Annotated in this window: 18 protein-coding genes; 12 read left to right on the top strand and 6 right to left on the bottom strand. The window is 72.7% G+C overall.

Features of this window, described 5'->3' with window-relative positions:
* Positions 1–104 precede the first annotated feature (104 nt).
* The 10 genes from ACULK2_RS16085 to ACULK2_RS16040 all read left to right on the top strand — a co-directional run bounded on the left by ACULK2_RS16085 (position 105) and on the right by ACULK2_RS16040 (position 7903).
* Positions 105–464 (top strand): GntR family transcriptional regulator, encoded by a 360-nt coding sequence (locus ACULK2_RS16085; RefSeq protein WP_445968133.1) that lies wholly within the window; start codon positions 105–107, stop codon positions 462–464.
* Positions 461–1378, top strand: a complete 918-nt coding sequence (locus ACULK2_RS16080; RefSeq protein ID WP_445968134.1) for an ABC transporter ATP-binding protein — start codon at positions 461–463, stop codon at positions 1376–1378. The genes ACULK2_RS16085 and ACULK2_RS16080 overlap by 4 nt, the downstream gene beginning before the upstream one ends.
* Positions 1375–2148, top strand: coding sequence for a hypothetical protein (locus ACULK2_RS16075; protein ID WP_445968135.1), 774 nt, complete (start codon positions 1375–1377; stop codon positions 2146–2148). The genes ACULK2_RS16080 and ACULK2_RS16075 overlap by 4 nt, the downstream gene beginning before the upstream one ends.
* 187 nt (positions 2149–2335) lie before the next feature.
* On the top strand, positions 2336–2545 hold the full coding sequence (locus ACULK2_RS16070; protein ID WP_445968136.1) for a heavy-metal-associated domain-containing protein: 210 nt from the start codon (positions 2336–2338) through the stop codon (positions 2543–2545).
* Between the two features lie 2 nt (positions 2546–2547).
* Complete coding sequence (locus tag ACULK2_RS16065; RefSeq protein WP_445968137.1) at positions 2548–3573, top strand: DUF8832 domain-containing protein; 1026 nt, start codon at positions 2548–2550, stop codon at positions 3571–3573.
* Entirely contained in the window at positions 3570–5894 is a 2325-nt protein-coding gene (locus ACULK2_RS16060) for a heavy metal translocating P-type ATPase (RefSeq protein ID WP_445968138.1), read from the top strand. Before ACULK2_RS16065 ends, ACULK2_RS16060 begins: the two co-directional genes overlap by 4 nt.
* 44 nt (positions 5895–5938) lie before the next feature.
* Positions 5939–6301: a chorismate mutase gene (locus ACULK2_RS16055; protein ID WP_445968139.1), complete on the top strand. Its 363-nt coding sequence runs from the start codon at positions 5939–5941 to the stop codon at positions 6299–6301.
* Positions 6298–7263, top strand: a complete 966-nt coding sequence (locus tag ACULK2_RS16050; protein ID WP_445968140.1) for an SDR family NAD(P)-dependent oxidoreductase — start codon at positions 6298–6300, stop codon at positions 7261–7263. The genes ACULK2_RS16055 and ACULK2_RS16050 overlap by 4 nt, the downstream gene beginning before the upstream one ends.
* A gap of 44 nt (positions 7264–7307) precedes the next feature.
* Complete coding sequence (locus ACULK2_RS16045) at positions 7308–7460, top strand: hypothetical protein (protein ID WP_445968141.1); 153 nt, start codon at positions 7308–7310, stop codon at positions 7458–7460.
* A gap of 23 nt (positions 7461–7483) precedes the next feature.
* Positions 7484–7903, top strand: coding sequence for a pilus assembly protein CpaE (locus tag ACULK2_RS16040; RefSeq protein ID WP_445968142.1), 420 nt, complete (start codon positions 7484–7486; stop codon positions 7901–7903).
* Between the two features lie 46 nt (positions 7904–7949).
* Here the strand turns inward: ACULK2_RS16040 and ACULK2_RS16035 are convergent, their stop codons facing one another.
* Positions 7950–8333 (bottom strand): SHOCT domain-containing protein, encoded by a 384-nt coding sequence (locus tag ACULK2_RS16035; RefSeq protein ID WP_445968143.1) that lies wholly within the window; start codon positions 8331–8333, stop codon positions 7950–7952.
* 137 nt (positions 8334–8470) lie between these two features.
* On the opposite strand from ACULK2_RS16035, the gene ACULK2_RS16030 reads away from it, so the two are divergent.
* Positions 8471–9013 carry a hypothetical protein gene (locus ACULK2_RS16030; protein WP_445968144.1) on the top strand — a complete coding sequence of 181 codons (543 nt, stop codon included), beginning with the start codon at positions 8471–8473 and terminating at the stop codon, positions 9011–9013.
* A gap of 12 nt (positions 9014–9025) precedes the next feature.
* Here ACULK2_RS16030 and ACULK2_RS16025 read toward each other — a convergent pair whose 3' ends face one another.
* From ACULK2_RS16025 to ACULK2_RS16010, 4 genes are all read right to left on the bottom strand, one after another.
* On the bottom strand, positions 9026–9622 hold the full coding sequence (locus ACULK2_RS16025; protein ID WP_445968145.1) for a TetR/AcrR family transcriptional regulator: 597 nt from the start codon (positions 9620–9622) through the stop codon (positions 9026–9028).
* Positions 9597–10451: a redoxin domain-containing protein gene (locus ACULK2_RS16020; protein ID WP_445968146.1), complete on the bottom strand. Its 855-nt coding sequence runs from the start codon at positions 10449–10451 to the stop codon at positions 9597–9599. Before ACULK2_RS16020 ends, ACULK2_RS16025 begins: the two co-directional genes overlap by 26 nt.
* Before the next feature lie 120 nt (positions 10452–10571).
* Positions 10572–10841, bottom strand: coding sequence for a hypothetical protein (locus ACULK2_RS16015; RefSeq protein WP_445968147.1), 270 nt, complete (start codon positions 10839–10841; stop codon positions 10572–10574).
* A gap of 10 nt (positions 10842–10851) precedes the next feature.
* Positions 10852–11877 (bottom strand): NUDIX domain-containing protein, encoded by a 1026-nt coding sequence (locus tag ACULK2_RS16010; protein WP_445968148.1) that lies wholly within the window; start codon positions 11875–11877, stop codon positions 10852–10854.
* A 210-nt stretch (positions 11878–12087) separates the two neighbouring features.
* On the opposite strand from ACULK2_RS16010, the gene erm reads away from it, so the two are divergent.
* Entirely contained in the window at positions 12088–12900 is an 813-nt protein-coding gene (gene erm, locus ACULK2_RS16005) for a 23S ribosomal RNA methyltransferase Erm (protein ID WP_445968149.1), read from the top strand.
* 79 nt (positions 12901–12979) lie between these two features.
* On the opposite strand, the gene purL is transcribed toward erm, so the two are convergent.
* Entirely contained in the window at positions 12980–15274 is a 2295-nt protein-coding gene (gene purL / locus ACULK2_RS16000; RefSeq protein WP_445968224.1) for a phosphoribosylformylglycinamidine synthase subunit PurL, read from the bottom strand.
* Positions 15275–15319: the final 45 nt, after the last annotated feature.

The following is a 15319-nucleotide window of genomic DNA, read 5'->3' as shown; positions in this document are numbered from 1 at the left end:
GCCGGGACGCGGGCACCGCATGTCGCGGCGAGCCTTGACATCCGGCCGAAAGGATGGTTGGTTACCTACTGAAGTAACTAACCAATGAACCGAAGCGAGCGCGAGTGGATGAATCCCGGCCGATCTTCCTGCAGATCGCGGAGCAGATCGAGAACGACATCGTCGACGGCACCGTCACCGAGGATGCCGCGATCCCGTCGATCAACGAGCTCGCCGCATTCCACCGCATCAACCCGGCCACCGCGCTCAAGGGCGTGAACCGGCTCGTCGAACAGGGGCTCGTGGCCAAGCGCCGCGGCGTCGGCATGTTCGTCGTGCCGGGCGCTCGCGCGCGCCTCATCGAGCGTCGCCGCGCCGAGTTCGCCGCCGAGTACCTCCGACCGCTGATCGTCGAGGCCGCGAAGCTCGGGATCGGCGTCGACGAGCTCGCGGGCATGCTCCGCGAGGAAAGGATCCTGACATGACCACCACCGTCGCCAGTGCGCGCGGGCTGACCAAGCGCTACGGGTCGTTCACCGCGATCGACGGCATCGACCTCTCGCTCGAGGAGGGCCGCATCTACGGCCTGCTGGGTCGCAACGGCGCCGGCAAGACCACCGTGATGCAGCTGCTCACCGGGCAGATCTTCCCGAACGGCGGCGAGCTCGAGGTGTTCGGGCGCCCGCCGGCCGAGCACGCCGACGTCCTGCGTCGGATGTGCTTCATCGCCGAGGCCCAGCGCTACCCGGAGGACTTCACGCCCGCGCACGTCTTCCGTGCCGCGCCGTGGTTCTTCGAGCACTGGGACGCCGCGTTCGCCGAGCGCCTCATCGCCGACTTCCGGCTTCCGCTCACGCGTCGCATCAAGAAGCTCTCACGGGGCCAGCTGAGCGCGGTCGGGGTGATCGTCGGGCTCGCCTCGCGCGCCCCACTGACGTTCTTCGACGAGCCGTACCTCGGCCTCGACGCCGTCGCGCGGCACGTCTTCTACGACCGGCTGCTGGAGGACTACGCCGCGCACCCACGGACCGTCGTGCTGTCGACGCACCTGATCGACGAGGTCGCCAACCTGCTCGAGCACGTGATCGTCATCGACCAGGGCCGCATCCTCCTCGATCGCGAGGCCGACGAGGTGCGCGGCAGCGCGACCACGGTCGCCGGAGCCCGCGCCGCGGTGGAGCAGTTCGTCGGCGACCGTCCGGTGATCGGCCGCGAAGCCATCGGCGGGCTGGCCTCCGTCACGATCGACGGCCGCCTCGATCGCGCCGAACGCGTGCGCGCCGCCGAGCTCGGCCTCGAGCTCGCGCCCGTCTCGCTGCAGCAGCTCATCGTCCACCTGACCGGCGCCGAACTCACGGGCACGCCGGAGTCCGAGTCCCCGAAGGAGGTCGCGGCATGACCGCCGTCACCACCGCATCCGTGCCCGTCGCGGAGTCGTCGAGCCGCGTCCGGCCGAGCGAGGTCCTGCGCATCGTGCGCCTGCACACCGTCAACCCGGCCATCTTCTTCGGGGTGCCGTGGCTGATCCTCGCCGGCGCGTGGGCGGTCACGATGGTCATCGCGCTCATCATCGCCGGGGCCGTCGGGCCGCTCTCCGAGACCGAGACCGGCTTCGAGTACAGCTGGGCCGTGCTGTCGCCGCAGTGGTACCTCATCGTCGTCGGCGTCCAGGCGATCTCGTACACGTTCCCGTTCGCGCTCGGCTTCGGCGCGACGCGCCGGGACTACTGGCTCGGCACCGGCCTCATGTTCGCGCTGGTCTCGGTGGTGAACGCCGCCGCGATCGCGACGCTGCTGCTCATCGAGCGGGCGACGAACGGCTGGTGGATCGGTGCGGGCATGTTCGACGCGCTCTGGTACGTCGGCGCCGACTGGGGCACGGCCTTCTTCTCGACCTTCGCCCTCCAGCTGCTGGTCCTGTTCATCGGCGCGGGCGTCACGACGGTCTACATGCGCTGGCGGATGCGCGGCATGATGACCGTGCTGTTCGGCGCCATCGCGCTGATCCTCGCGATCATCGCGCTGCTCACGTTCACCGAGTCGTGGGAGTCGCTCGGAGCGTGGCTGGCGTCGATCGGCGTGGCCGGCGTGTTCACCCTGGTCCTCGCGAAGGCGGTGGCCTGGGCGGTCGCGGGATTCCTCGTGATCCGGCGGGCCACGCCGCGATAGGCCTCGCCCCGCGTCCGGGCAGGGCGCGGCATCCGTTCGGGGGAGCGGATGTCGCGCCCTCGTCGTGTCGGCACGACCATCGTCCGAACCTTGCGGAATACCCCATGGGGGTATAACGTTCTGCGTGGAAGAGGTACCCCATCGGGGTACTCTCGAACACGATCCGATCCAGAACGAGGAGAACCCCATGACCGAGCGCGAGTACCAGGTGACCGGCATGACGTGCGGGCACTGCGAGATGTCGGTGCGCGAAGAGGTCGAGCAGCTGTCCGGCGTGACCGGCATCCAGGTCTCGGCCGCCTCCGGCACCCTCACCCTCTCCGCCCCCGCCGACCTCGACGACGACGGCGTCATCGCCGCGGTCGAGGAGGCCGGCTACTCCGCCGTGCGCGTCTGAGCATGCGCACGCCCGCACGACTGGCGCTGTTCACGGCGGGTGCGGCGGCGGTCTTCGCCGTCGCGCTCGCCGCGGCACCGCTCGTCATCCCGGCCGACGCATCGGCCGCATGGACCTCGAACGAGGACGATCACATGGACACCACCGAAGCCGGCCACGGCGAGCACGCCGCCGCCGACGCGCCGGCCGACGACGTGCGCGGCCTCTCGGTCTCGCACCGCGGCATCACGCTCACCGCGCTCGACGCGCCCGCCCGTGCGGGCGAGCCGGGCGAGATCTCCTTCATCCTCACGGATGCCGCGGGCGAACCGCTCACGGACTTCGAGATCGCGCACGACCGGCCGCTCCACCTCATCGTGGTGCGCACCGACGGCGCGCACTTCCGGCACGTGCACCCGGCCATGGCCGACGACGGCACCTGGCAGGTGCCGTTCGCCTTCGATGCCGCGGGCGCCTACCGCGTCTTCGCCGACTTCGCGCCGACCTCGATCGGCGAGACCGTCACGCTCACGAGCACCGTCGAGGTGGCCGGCGCGTTCACGCCCGAGCCGCGCACGACCGACGTCACGACGTCGACGGTCGAAGGCCTCGACGTCGAACTCGACGGCGCGCTCGTCGCCGGCGGCGAGAGCGAGCTCGTGTTCACCGTCACGCGCGACGGCGAGCCCGTGACCACGCTCGAGCCGTACCTCGGCGCGTACGGGCACCTCGTCGCGTTGCGGCAGGGCGACCTCGCGTACCTCCACGTGCACCCCATGGGCGAGCCCGGCGACGGCGTCACCGAGGCGGGGCCCGAGATCGCGTTCATGGCGACCGCGCCGACCGCGGGCCGGTACCTGCTCTACCTCGACGTGCAGGAGGGCGGCGTCGTCCGCTCGATCCCGTTCGTCGTGACCGCGACCACGGCGGGTGCAGATGGGGCGACGGATGCCGCGGGCGCCCGGTCGCACGACGAGACCGGCTCGCACGACGTTGCCGGGCACCGCGATGACGCGCCCGTCGACGCGCACGGGCAGGACCACCGATGACCGACCTCGCGACCGGATCGGCCGACCAGCGCGTCGTCGAGCTCGAGATCGGCGGCATGACCTGCGCCTCGTGCGCGATGCGCATCGAGAAGAAGCTGAACCGGCTCGAGGGCGTGAACGCGACCGTCAACTACGCGACCGAGAAGGCGCGCGTGTCCGCACCGGCCGGCGTCGACGAGGCCGAGCTCATCGCCACCGTCGAGGCCGCGGGGTACCGGGCCGAGCTGCCTCCGCCCCCGGCGCCGGCGGACCCGGCGACGGGCGACCACGCGGGAGGCGCGGGCGCGGGCAGCGCCGGCACGCCCGCCGAGACCCGCGCCGACGCGGAGCTCCGCTCCCTGCGCACGCGTCTCATCGCGTCGGTCGTGCTCTCGGTGCCGGTGATCCTCGTGTCGATGATCCCGGCGCTCCAGTTCACGTCCTGGCAGTGGGCGTCCCTCGCGCTCGCCGCGCCGGTCGTGACCTGGGCGGCGTGGCCGTTCCACCGTGCGGCGCTCGTCAACCTCCGCCACGGCGCCGCGACCATGGACACGCTCGTCTCGCTCGGCGTGACCGCCGCATTCCTCTGGTCGCTCTCCGCGCTCTTCCTCGGCACCGCCGGCGTGCCCGGCATGCAGCACGCGTTCGAGTTCACGGTCGCACCGAGCGACGGCGCCTCGAACCTCTACCTCGAGGTCGCCGCGGGCGTGACCATGTTCATCCTGCTCGGGCGCTACCTCGAGAGACGCTCCAAGCGCGCCGCGGGCGCGGCGCTCCGGGCGCTGCTCGAGCTCGGTGCGAAGGACGTCGCGGTGCTCCGCGACGGCGTCGAGACGCGGATCCCGGTCGAGCAGCTGACCGTGGGCGACGAGTTCGTCGTGCGCCCGGGCGAGAAGATCGCGACCGACGGGGTCGTGGCCGAGGGCCGGAGCGCGGTCGACGCGTCGCTCGTCACCGGCGAGTCGGTGCCGGTCGAGGTCGAGGCCGGCGACGCCGTCATCGGCGCGACCGTGAACGCGGGTGGACGCCTCGTCGTGCGCGCCACGCGCGTCGGCGCCGATACCCAGCTCGCGCAGATGGCCCGGCTCGTCGAGGACGCCCAGGCCGGCAAGGCCGAGGTGCAGCGCCTCGCCGACCGGGTGGCCGGCGTGTTCGTGCCCGTCGTAATCCTCATCGCCGTGGCGACGCTCGGCATGTGGCTCGGCGGCGGGTTCCCGCCCGCGGCCGCGTTCACCGCCGCGGTCGCGGTCCTCATCATCGCGTGCCCGTGCGCGCTCGGCCTCGCGACGCCCACGGCGCTGCTGGTCGGCACGGGCCGCGGAGCGCAGCTCGGCGTGCTCATCAAGGGCCCGGAGATCCTCGAGTCCACGCGCCGCGTCGACACGATCGTGCTCGACAAGACCGGCACGGTCACGAGCGGGCGGATGTCGCTCGCCGGCGTCCTGCCGGCGGACGGCATCGACGAGACCGAGCTGCTCCGCCTCGCAGGCGCCCTCGAGCACGCGTCCGAGCATCCCGTCGCCACGGCGATCGCGAGCGGCGCGACCGCGCGCGTCGGCGCCCTGCCGACGCCCGAGTCGTTCGAGAACCGGCCCGGGCTCGGCGTCCACGGCGTCGTCGACGGGCATCTCGTGCTGGTCGGGCGGCCCTCGCTGCTCGCCGAGTGGTCGATCGAGCCCGACGCCAGGGTCGCGGCATACGTCGTCGATGCCGAAGCCGAGGGGCGCACCGCGGTCGTCGTCGCGTGGGACGGCGCGGTGCGCGGCGCCCTCACGGTCGCCGACGCCGTGAAGCCCACGAGCGCCGACGCGATCGTCCGGCTCCGGGGTCTCGGCCTCGAGCCGATCCTGCTCACGGGCGACAACGAGACCGTCGCGCGCCGGGTCGCCGCCGAGGTCGGCATCGACCGGGTCATCGCCGAGGTGCTGCCCGCCGACAAGGTCGCCGTGGTCTCGCGCCTGCAGGGCGAGGGCCGCACGGTCGCGATGGTCGGCGACGGCGTGAACGACGCCGCCGCGCTCGCACAGGCCGACCTCGGGATCGCGATGGGCACCGGCAGCGACGTCGCCATCGAGGCGGCCGACCTGACGCTCGTGCGCGGCGACCTGCTCGCCGCGGTCGACGCGATCCGGCTCTCGCGGCGCACGCTGCGCGTCATCAGGGGCAACCTGTTCTGGGCGTTCGCGTACAACGTCGCGGCGATCCCGCTCGCGGCGCTCGGCCTGCTCAACCCGATGCTCGCCGGCGCGGCCATGGCGTTCTCCAGCGTGTTCGTCGTGGGCAACAGCCTGCGGCTCCGCGCGTTCCGCTCCGCGGTGCCGGCGTCCGGCCGGACGGGATGACGCGCGCGGTCCACCGGCCGCCGCGCGTCGCCTAGGGTCGAAGCATGAACGCCGAGACCCCCGACCGCGACGTTGCCGCGACCGGCGCAGCGACGAGTCCCGAGGAGCGCGACGCCGCGATCAGCCGGCTCCTCGGCATCCGCTCGAGCATCGACAACATCGACGCGGCGCTCATCCACCTGCTGGCCGAGCGGTTCAAGTTCACCCAGCAGGTCGGCCGCCTGAAGGCCGAGCACGGCCTCCCGCCGAGCGATCCCGACCGCGAGAAGCGGCAGATCGAGCGACTGCGCTCGCTCGCCGAGGATGCCCACCTCGATCCCGCCTTCGCCGAGAAGTGGTTCAACTTCGTCGTGGCCGAGGTGATCCGCCACCACGAGGAGATCGCCGACGGAGCGGACCGCCCGTGAACTGGTATCCCACCGCGGTGCCGCCGCAGGAGGGACGTCAGGTGCTCGTGACCGGTGCGAACGCCGGACTCGGGTTCTTCACGTCGGCGCGGCTCGCGCGCGCCGGGGCGCACGTCACGATGTCGGGCCGCAGCCCCGAACGCCTGGCCGCGGCGGTCGCCGCGATCAGGGCTCGGATGCCGCGCGCCGTCGTCGATACGCTCGTCATCGACACGTCGTCGCTCGACTCGGTCCGCGGTGGCGCGGACCGGCTGCTCGACCGTGCGCCGCTCGACGCGGTCGTGCTGAACGCCGGCATGGTGCACACGCCGTCCGAGCGTCGCGTGTCGGTCGACGGTCACGAGCTCGTGCTCGCGACGAACGTGCTCGGCCACTTCGCACTGCTCGCCGACGTCGTGCCGCACCTCGCGCGCGGCGCGCGCGTCGTCACGCTCGGCTCGCTCTCGACGCGGCTCTCGACGTTCCGCGTGGACGACCTCCAGCTCACCCGGTCGTACGACTCGTGGCGCGCGTACGCCCAGTCGAAGATCGCGGCCGCCTCGCTCGCGTTCGAGCTCGACCGGCGGTTGCGCCGCGCGGCGACGGATGCCGCGGAGGCGGTCGGCGCGGCATCCGTCACGCCTCGCGTGCACAGCATGGTCGCGCACCCGGGCTACTCGATCTCCGGGCGCACGCCGCGCGTGCCCGGCGTGAACCAGCCCGGCACGGCCGATCGGTTCGCGGACGCCCTGCAGGCCGCGTGGGCCCAGGGCAAGCACCGCGGTGCGGAGACAATCGTGCACGCGGTGACGGCCGCGGACGTCGAGGGCGGCCAGTTCTGGGGGCCGGCGTGGCTCGTCAAGGGTCCGCCCGCCCTGTCGACGCCGACGCGCACGAGCCGCGACGCGCGCATCGGCGCCCGCGTGTGGGCGTTCGCGGAGGACGCGATCGGCCGCTCCGTCGACCTCGGGGCGCGCTCGTGATCCGCGGGATGGTCTCGCGCTGGTGGTCGCAGCCGGGGGTCCGCATGAGGATCGCGCGGATCGTCGTCGTCATCGGCGCGGTGCTCGGCGTGTTCGGGGTGTTCAGCGGGCGCTACGGGTTCCTCTTCGCCGGGATCATCGTCGTCGGGCTGGGCGCGGGGTTGGGTCCCGCCCGCATCCGCAAGCGGCGCGAGTAGGCACGAGCCCGTATCGTGTCCGCATGATCAGCCGCGACCTCGCCCTGCAGTTGCGCGATGCCGGGCTCGTCTGGCATCCCGAGTCCGGCGACCGCTTCCAGCTCGACCTGCCGAGCGACGTCGAGGCCGAGGTCGAGGCCGACACCTTCACGGTGAGCGAGATGACGATCGAGACCCGCCGCTACCCGACCGGCACGATCCTCGCGTTCAACGGGACGACGGAGTGGGCGCTCGACTCCGTCGCGCTCGCCGACGCCGTGTGGTTGCCGCGCGAGGACCAGCTCCGCGAGCTGCTGCGCGCGACCTTCCGCGCCCTCCGGCGGCTGCCCGACGCGTACGAGGTCGCGGTCGAGCTCGCGGGGGAGGATCGCCGCTTCGAGCATCCGGATGCGGCGGAGGCGTACGGCATGGCGCTCCTCGCGCTCATCGCGCTCACCCGCTGATCGGGCGGCCGGCCCGGGTCGGTCGGATCGGGCCGGCCGTCCGGGCCTACTGCAGCGCCTTGGCCTTCAGCGCCTCGTACTCGGCGGACGTGATGGCCCCGCTGTCGAGCAGCTTCTTGGCCGACTCGATCTCCGCCGTCGCCGACTGGCCCGTTCCCGCGACGTTCCGGATGTACTGGGCCTGCTCCGCGCTCATCGCCTGCGCCCGCTCCATGTTGCGCTTGGTCATGCTGTCGCCGCGCGCGATCAGGTAGATGAACGCGGCGAGGAACGGCACGAAGACGAGGAAGATCACCCACAGCGCCTTCGCCCACCCGTTCAGCGTGTGGTCCCGGAAGATGTCGATGAAGACGGTGATGAAGATCCAGATGCAGGCCACGATGACGTAGAACCAGAAGATCCAGACGATGAAGTCCCAGAGCGTGTTCACGGTGCTTCCCTTCGGCGGTGGGGGGTGAAGGCCACTCCCGCGTGGCGCTGACGCTAGCCATTGCGCGACGGCCGGCGCGGGACCAAAGGCACATCCCGCGGCCCGGCGTCCGGGAGCGGGCCGAATAGGCTCGGGGCGTGGGTCGGACGGAAGCCGCCGCGGCAGTGGCACGGGCGCGTGAGGCGGTCGACCGAGCCGTGGACGTCCTGGCCGAGGCATCCGCTCGCACCGAGACGCTCGCCGAGTTCATGCCGGGGCGCCGAGTGCTCGGCATGCCGCGGGCGGCGCGCATGCGCGTCATCGGCGAGGTCTGGCGACTCGGCGTGCTGCTCCTCGACGCCGACGGAAGGCTGTACTCGACCGGGCGCGTGGTCCGCGCCGAGCGCGCGGTGCGAAGGAGCGTGCTCGCCGAGTCCGTCGCCGAGCAGCGGGCGTATCGCGCAGCCGCAGTGAAGGGCGGCATCGCCGAGGGCGAGACGGTCGTGTTCGACGCGGCGCCGCTCGAGCTCGAGGTCGAGGCGCTCGCCGCCGGGAAGGGCGCCCTCGCGCTCATGACCGCGCCGGACGGCATCGTCGTCGGCGTGCGGTGGAACCCGTCGTCCGCCGACGCGATGCTGCCCTTCGAGCCCTACCTCGCCGAGCGCGTCGACCTCCTCGCCCATCCGCCGCAGGGCGCGTGAGGCGCCGACCGTTCAGCCCGGGGCGCCGTCGAGCAGCGTCTCGAGTGCCGCACGCCGCAGCGCGTCGAGCCGGTCGCGGTCGACGCGCTCGCCGGCGAGCGCCCGGCTGAGCTCGACGCCCTGGAGGGCACCGATGAAGAGCTCGGCGCGCAGTTCGGCCGCCGGCCCGACCGAACCGGTCGCCTCGGCGACGAGCGGCACGACCGCGGCGGCGAGGCGCCCGCCGAGCTGCTCGCTGAACCGGCTGCCGAGGCCGGGGTTCGCGGTCGCGTCGCCGATGACGTAGCGCTGGATGCGCAGGCATCGCTCGTCGAAGACGACCTCCTGGAAGGCCGCCGCGGCGCGATCCAGGCGCTCGTCGGCGGCGCCGTCGGCCGAGACGGCCTCGTCGAACGGCGCGATCACGCGCGCGAGCTCGATGCCGAACGCGGCCTCGATGAGGCCGTCCCGCCCCCCGAAGAACCGGTAGATCGTCTGCTTCGACGCGGATGCCTCGCGCGCGACCTCGTCGATCGTGGCCTCGCCGAAGCCGCGCCGGAGGAACACCTCGAGCGCGGCCTCGGCGATGGCCCGCTTCCGGGCCTCACCGCGCGACGGCGATCCCCTCACGATCGATGACCTCCAGGAACGTGCTCGGCTCGGGCCGCACGCGGTGATCGGTGCTGTGGTGCACCCAGGCGACGCGGCCGTCGGCGTCGGTGATGACGACGGTCGGTACCACCGTATCCCCGTCGTCCTCGGCGTCCGGCGCGCGATCGGCCACGGCGATGCTGCGCCCGCCTCGCTGCGTGAGGTCGAGCAGCTCGGCCGCCCGTCCGGCGCGGTCGACGTAGAACGCCATGGGCACGTCGAACCGGCCAGCGAGCTCGACGGTGTCCTCAGCGGACTGCGGGCTGACGAAGGCGACCCGGACTCCGCGACGTTCGAGTTCGCGGTACTGCGCGGCGACCTCGCGCACCTGGGCCATGCAGAACGGGCACCAGTTGCCGCGGATGAAGAGGATGACGTGCGGGCCGTCGGCGAGCACCGCGCTCGTGACCGAATACCCCTCGGGGGTGTCGAGGGGGAACTCGGGGAGGGGCTGACCGACCTCGATCACCCCCGTGGGTCGATGCTGGCGGGTGATCCACCGGTCGTACCCGAACCACGAGGCGATCGGGACGGCGGCCACGGCTGCGGCGGGCCAGCCCGCGGTGAGCCCCGCGACCACGATCGCGGCTGCGCCGATCACCGGCACGGCGATGCGCTCGGCGCCGTTCCGCGTCGGCCCGGAGCGCATGAGGTGGACGAAGTGGCCGACGAACAGGGCTCCCGGCAGCGCGGCGACGAGCCACCACGGGGCGGTGGTCGCGACGGCGACGGCGACGGCGGTCGCGATCGAGGCGAGTGCGACGACGCCCGCGAGTTCGAGGGCGATGCGACGGAATCTGACGAGCATGGGATCTCCGATCATGAAGTGTACGTGTGCGTACACTTTCAACCGGTGCGCCGCAGCCGTATTCCCCGGTGGTGGGTTCGACTTCGGCGCGGGCCCGGCGAAGCCCCTCGTGGTCGTCGGTCAGCCCCGCGGACCCGTCCCGTTCCCGTCGCCGTCGTCCGCATCCGTGCGCGCCGGCCGTTGCTCCTGTTCGGCGATCGCCTCGATCACCGAGTCCTGGAGGCCGCGCTGCCCGGTGTGCAGCTCCTGGTAGGTCTCACCGGCGCCCATGATCGGGCCGAACGCCGCGCGAGCCCGCTGTCCGCGTGGTGCGCGGACGGCGCGGACGACCATGCCGATCACGAGGGCGGCGACGAACGCCGCGGTGAGCGCTCCGACGACGATCTCCACGGGCACCCCCTCAGAACCCGAACGCCGTCACGGCGGGCAGGCCTCCGTCGCGCCAGCCCTCGAGGGCGAACCGCTCGTGGTGCACCATCCGAGCGGGCAGGTCGTCGAGTGCGAACCACTCGAGCGCGCCCGCCTTGTCGGCCTCCTGCACCGACGGGATGCCGCGCCAGGCGCGGGTCGCGAAGAACACGTCGAGTCGCTGGTCGATCGGCAGGCCGGTCGGCGCCGTGCGGTGCATCGCCGTGACCGCCTCGAGGTCCTCCTCGTCGACCTCGACGCCGATCTCCTCGAGCGTCTCGCGGACCGCGCCCGCCATGAGCGTCTCGCCGGGATCGACGTGTCCGGCCGCCGATGCCGCCCACCAGCCGTCGTAGTACCCGGTGCCCTCGCGCAGCTGCAGCAGCACGCGGTCGCCGTCGACGAGGAACACGTACGCGGCGGGGATCAGCGCGAACGTGCCGTGCGCGGCGGCGTACGCGGCCGGGTACGTCTGCCGCGCGTCGTCGCTCGACGAGTGGTCCGCGTCGTCGCCGCCGTCGTTGCCCTCGTCGTCGCGGCCGCCGCTGCCCTCGTCGCCCGGCTCGAGGTACGCGGCGAGGTTCGCGAGCGACGAGGTGATGCCCTCGGCGTGGTCGCGAGCGCGGATGCCGCTCGGCACGTCGCGCGCCTCGACCTCGACGACCGTGCCGTCCTCCGTGCCGCTGAGGCGCCAGGTCATCCGCATCGTGCCGCGGACGGCGGCGTCCTCCGACTCGAAGTCGACGAACTGCTCGAGCAGCTCGCCGGGGACCACGCGCCCGATGCGGACCTCGGCGGCATCGGACCCCGCGTCCGTCTTGCCCGGCGCGGACGACGCATCGTCGTAGGTCAGGACGAGCCGGTACGAGCCGCCCGCGCGCAGGTCGAAGCGCTCGAAGCGCCCGCGCATGCCCTGTGGAGGAAGCCACGCGATCAGCGCCGCGCGATCGGTGAGCGCCCCGAACACGGTCTCGCGGTCGGCGTGGATCAGCAGGCTCGCGAAGTCGGTCCGGCTCATGCGGCGACCCTACCGGGTGCCCGTCGGCGGGCGCGTCTGCTAGCCTCGACGACCGTGTCATGCATGGCCTTCCAGATGATCATCCGGCCCCGCACCGCCTGAGGCGGAGCGACCGGCACATCTGACCCGATCCTCCGCCTCGGCCCTCGTCCAGGGCCGCGGTGCGGTTCGCCGTACCCGGCTGACGATTCCAGCCAGCGGAGCACCTCCATGCGATCGTCACGATCACGACACTCTTCTCCCGATCCGGCGCACCACGTCGGCGGCCGGCACGAGCTCGGGCAGAACTTCCTCATCGACCACGCCGTCATCCACCGGATGACCGCGCTCGCGTCGGCGACCCGTGGGCCCATCGTGGAACTCGGCGCCGGCGGGGGCGCGCTCACGCGTGAACTCGCGCGCCTCGGCCGGCAACTGACCGCGGTCGAGCTCGATCCCCGCCGTGCGGCCGCCCTGCGGCGCGAGCTCGGCGGCGCGGCCGACGTCGTCCAGGCCGACGTCCTGCGATGGCCCCTGCCGCGCGAGCCGCACTCGATCGTCGGCAACGTCCCGTTCCACCTCACCACGGCGATCCTCCGGAGGGTGCTCGCCGCCGATCGGTGGGGCAGCGCCATCCTGCTCACCCAGTGGGAGGTGGCGCGGCGTCGGTGCGGCGTGGGCGGCGCGAGCATGCTGACCGTCCAGGCCGCTCCGTGGTACCGCTTCACCCTCGACCGGCGCGTTCCGGCGCGCGCGTTCCGGCCGGTGCCGGCGGTCGACGGCGGCGTGTTCCGCATCGACCGCCGGCCCGAGCCGCTCGTGCCGAGGCCGGAGCGCGCCGGCTACGTGCGCTGGGTCGGGGACGTGTTCCAGGGGCGCGGCGCCGGCCTCGTCCAGGTGCTCGGGCGGACGAGGCGCCCGATCACCGCCGGTGAGGCGCGCCGGATACTCCGCGAACGCGGTGTCGACGCCCGGACCCCGCCGAGCCGTCTCGGAGTCGAGGACTGGGTCGAGCTGTGGCGCCTCGCTCGGCGTCGCCCGTGAACGACGACGCCGGCTGCGATCCGCGAACGGATCCGCAGCCGGCGCGGATCGTCGTCGGCGGGTGACGGCCTCGGTCGGGTCAGTGCCCGACGATCGGGCCGAACGCGTCGGCGAGCGGCGCGCGCTTCACGCCGCGGAGCTCGTCGACCGGCACGGTGAACGCGCCCTGCACCTCGAGCGAGCCTGACGCGGCATCCGTCACGCCGATGCGGCGCACCGGGTAGCCGCGGCCGTCGCAGAGGCCCCGGAACTTCACGTCGTCCTCGCGCGGCACGGTCACGATCACGCGGCCGGTCGACTCAGAGAACAGCGCGGTCGCGAGGTCGATGCCGGCGTCCTCCATCACCTCGCCGAGGAAGACGCGCGCGCCGACGCCGAAGCGGTCGACGCCCTCGGCCAGCGCGATGGCGAGCCCGCCGTCGGAGAGGTCGTGCGCGGAGTCGATGAGACCCTCGAGCGCCGCGGCGCGCAGCAGCTCGGCGAGGCGCTTCTCGCGGTCGAGGTCGACGAACGGCGGCACGCCGCCGAGGTGGTCGTGCACGACGCCCGCCCACGCCGAGCCGTCGAGCTCGTCGTACGTCTCGCCGAGCAGGTAGATGTTGTGGCCCTCGTCCTGCCAGCCCGACGGGATTCGGCGAGCGACATCGTCGATCACGCCGAGCACCGCGACGACCGGGGTCGGATGGATCGGCACGTCGCCGGTCTGGTTGTAGAAGCTGACGTTGCCGCCCGTGACGGGGATGCCGAGCTCGAGGCATCCGTCGGCCAGGCCCTCGACCGCCTCGGCGAACTGCCACATGACCTCGGGGTTCTCGGGGCTGCCGAAGTTCAGGCAGTCGGAGATGCCCATGGGCGTGGCGCCGGTCACGGCGACGTTGCGGTACGCCTCGGCGAGGGCGAGCTGCGCGCCGCGGCGCGGGTCGAGCTGGCAGTAGCGGCCGTTCGCGTCGGTCGCGACGGCCACGCCGAGACCCGACTCCTCGTCGACGCGGATCATGCCCGCGTCATCCGGCGCCGCCAGCGCGGTGTTGCCGAGCACGTAGTGGTCGTACTGGTTCGTGATCCACGCGGCATCCGCCTGGTTCGGCGAACCGACCAGCTGCAGGAACTGCGCGCGGAGGCCCTCGCCGTCGTCGTCGGCCGGGCGCGCGAGCGCGGCGGCGGTGTCGGCCTGCAGTGCGTCGAGGTAGGAGGGGTAGGTCATGGGCCGCTCGTAGACGGGGCCGTCGACGGCGACCGTGCGCGGGTCCACGTTCACGATCTCCTGGCCGCGCCACGTGATCGACAGACGACCCGTGTCGGTGACCTCGCCGAGCACGCTCGTCTCGACGTCCCACTTGTTCACGACCTCCATGAAGCCGGCGAGCTTCTCGGGGCGCACGATCGCCATCATGCGCTCCTGGCTCTCCGACATGAGGATCTCCTCCGGCGTGAGCGACGGGTCGCGCAGCAGCACGTCGTCGAGGACGATCGACATGCCGCCGTCGCCGTTGGCCGCGAGCTCGGAGGTCGCGCACGAGATGCCCGCCGCCCCGAGGTCCTGGATGCCCTCGACGAGGTCGCCCTTGAACAGCTCGAGGCAGCACTCGATGAGCACCTTCTCGGCGAACGGGTCGCCGACCTGCACCGCCGGGCGCTTCGTCGGGCCGCCCTCGGCGAAGGTGTCGGAGGCGAGGATCGAGGTGCCGCCGATGCCGTCGCCGCCCGTGCGCGCGCCGAACAGCACGACCCTGTTGCCGACGCCCTTCGCATTCGCGAGGTGGAGGTCCTCGTGACGGAGCACGCCCACCGCGAGTGCGTTCACGAGCGGGTTCTTCTGGTAGGTCGGGTCGAACCAGGTCTCGCCGCCGATGTTCGGCAGGCCGAGGCAGTTGCCGTAGAAGCTGATGCCGGCGACCACGCCGTGCACGACGCGGGCCGTGTCGGGGTCGTCGATGGCGCCGAACCGCAGCGCGTCCATGACGGCGACGGGGCGTGCGCCCATCGAGATGATGTCGCGCACGATGCCGCCGACGCCCGTCGCGGCGCCCTGGAACGGCTCGATGAAGCTGGGGTGGTTGTGCGACTCGATCTTGAAGGTGACCGCCCAGCCCTCGCCGATGTCGAGCACGCCGGCGTTCTCGCCGATGCCCACCATCAGGTGCTCCTTCATCTCGGGAGTCACCTTCTTGCCGAACTGGCGGAGGTGCACCTTGCTCGACTTGTACGATGCGTGCTCGCTCCACATGACGGAGTACATGGCGAGCTCGGCGGAGGTCGGGCGGCGTCCGAGGATGTTGCGGATGCGCTCGTACTCGTCGGGCTTCACGCCGAGCGCCGCGTACGGCTGCTCCTTCTCGGGCGTCGCCGCGGCGACCTCGACGGTGTCGAGCACCGGCCCGGCGGGGGTCGTGGCCTCGTCGTGGGCAGCGGTCGTGGC

The sequence above is a fragment of the Agromyces molybdatiresistens genome, assembly GCF_052748445.2.
Note: the sequence above shows the minus strand (reverse complement) of the source record. Positions and strands in the feature narration are given on the sequence as shown.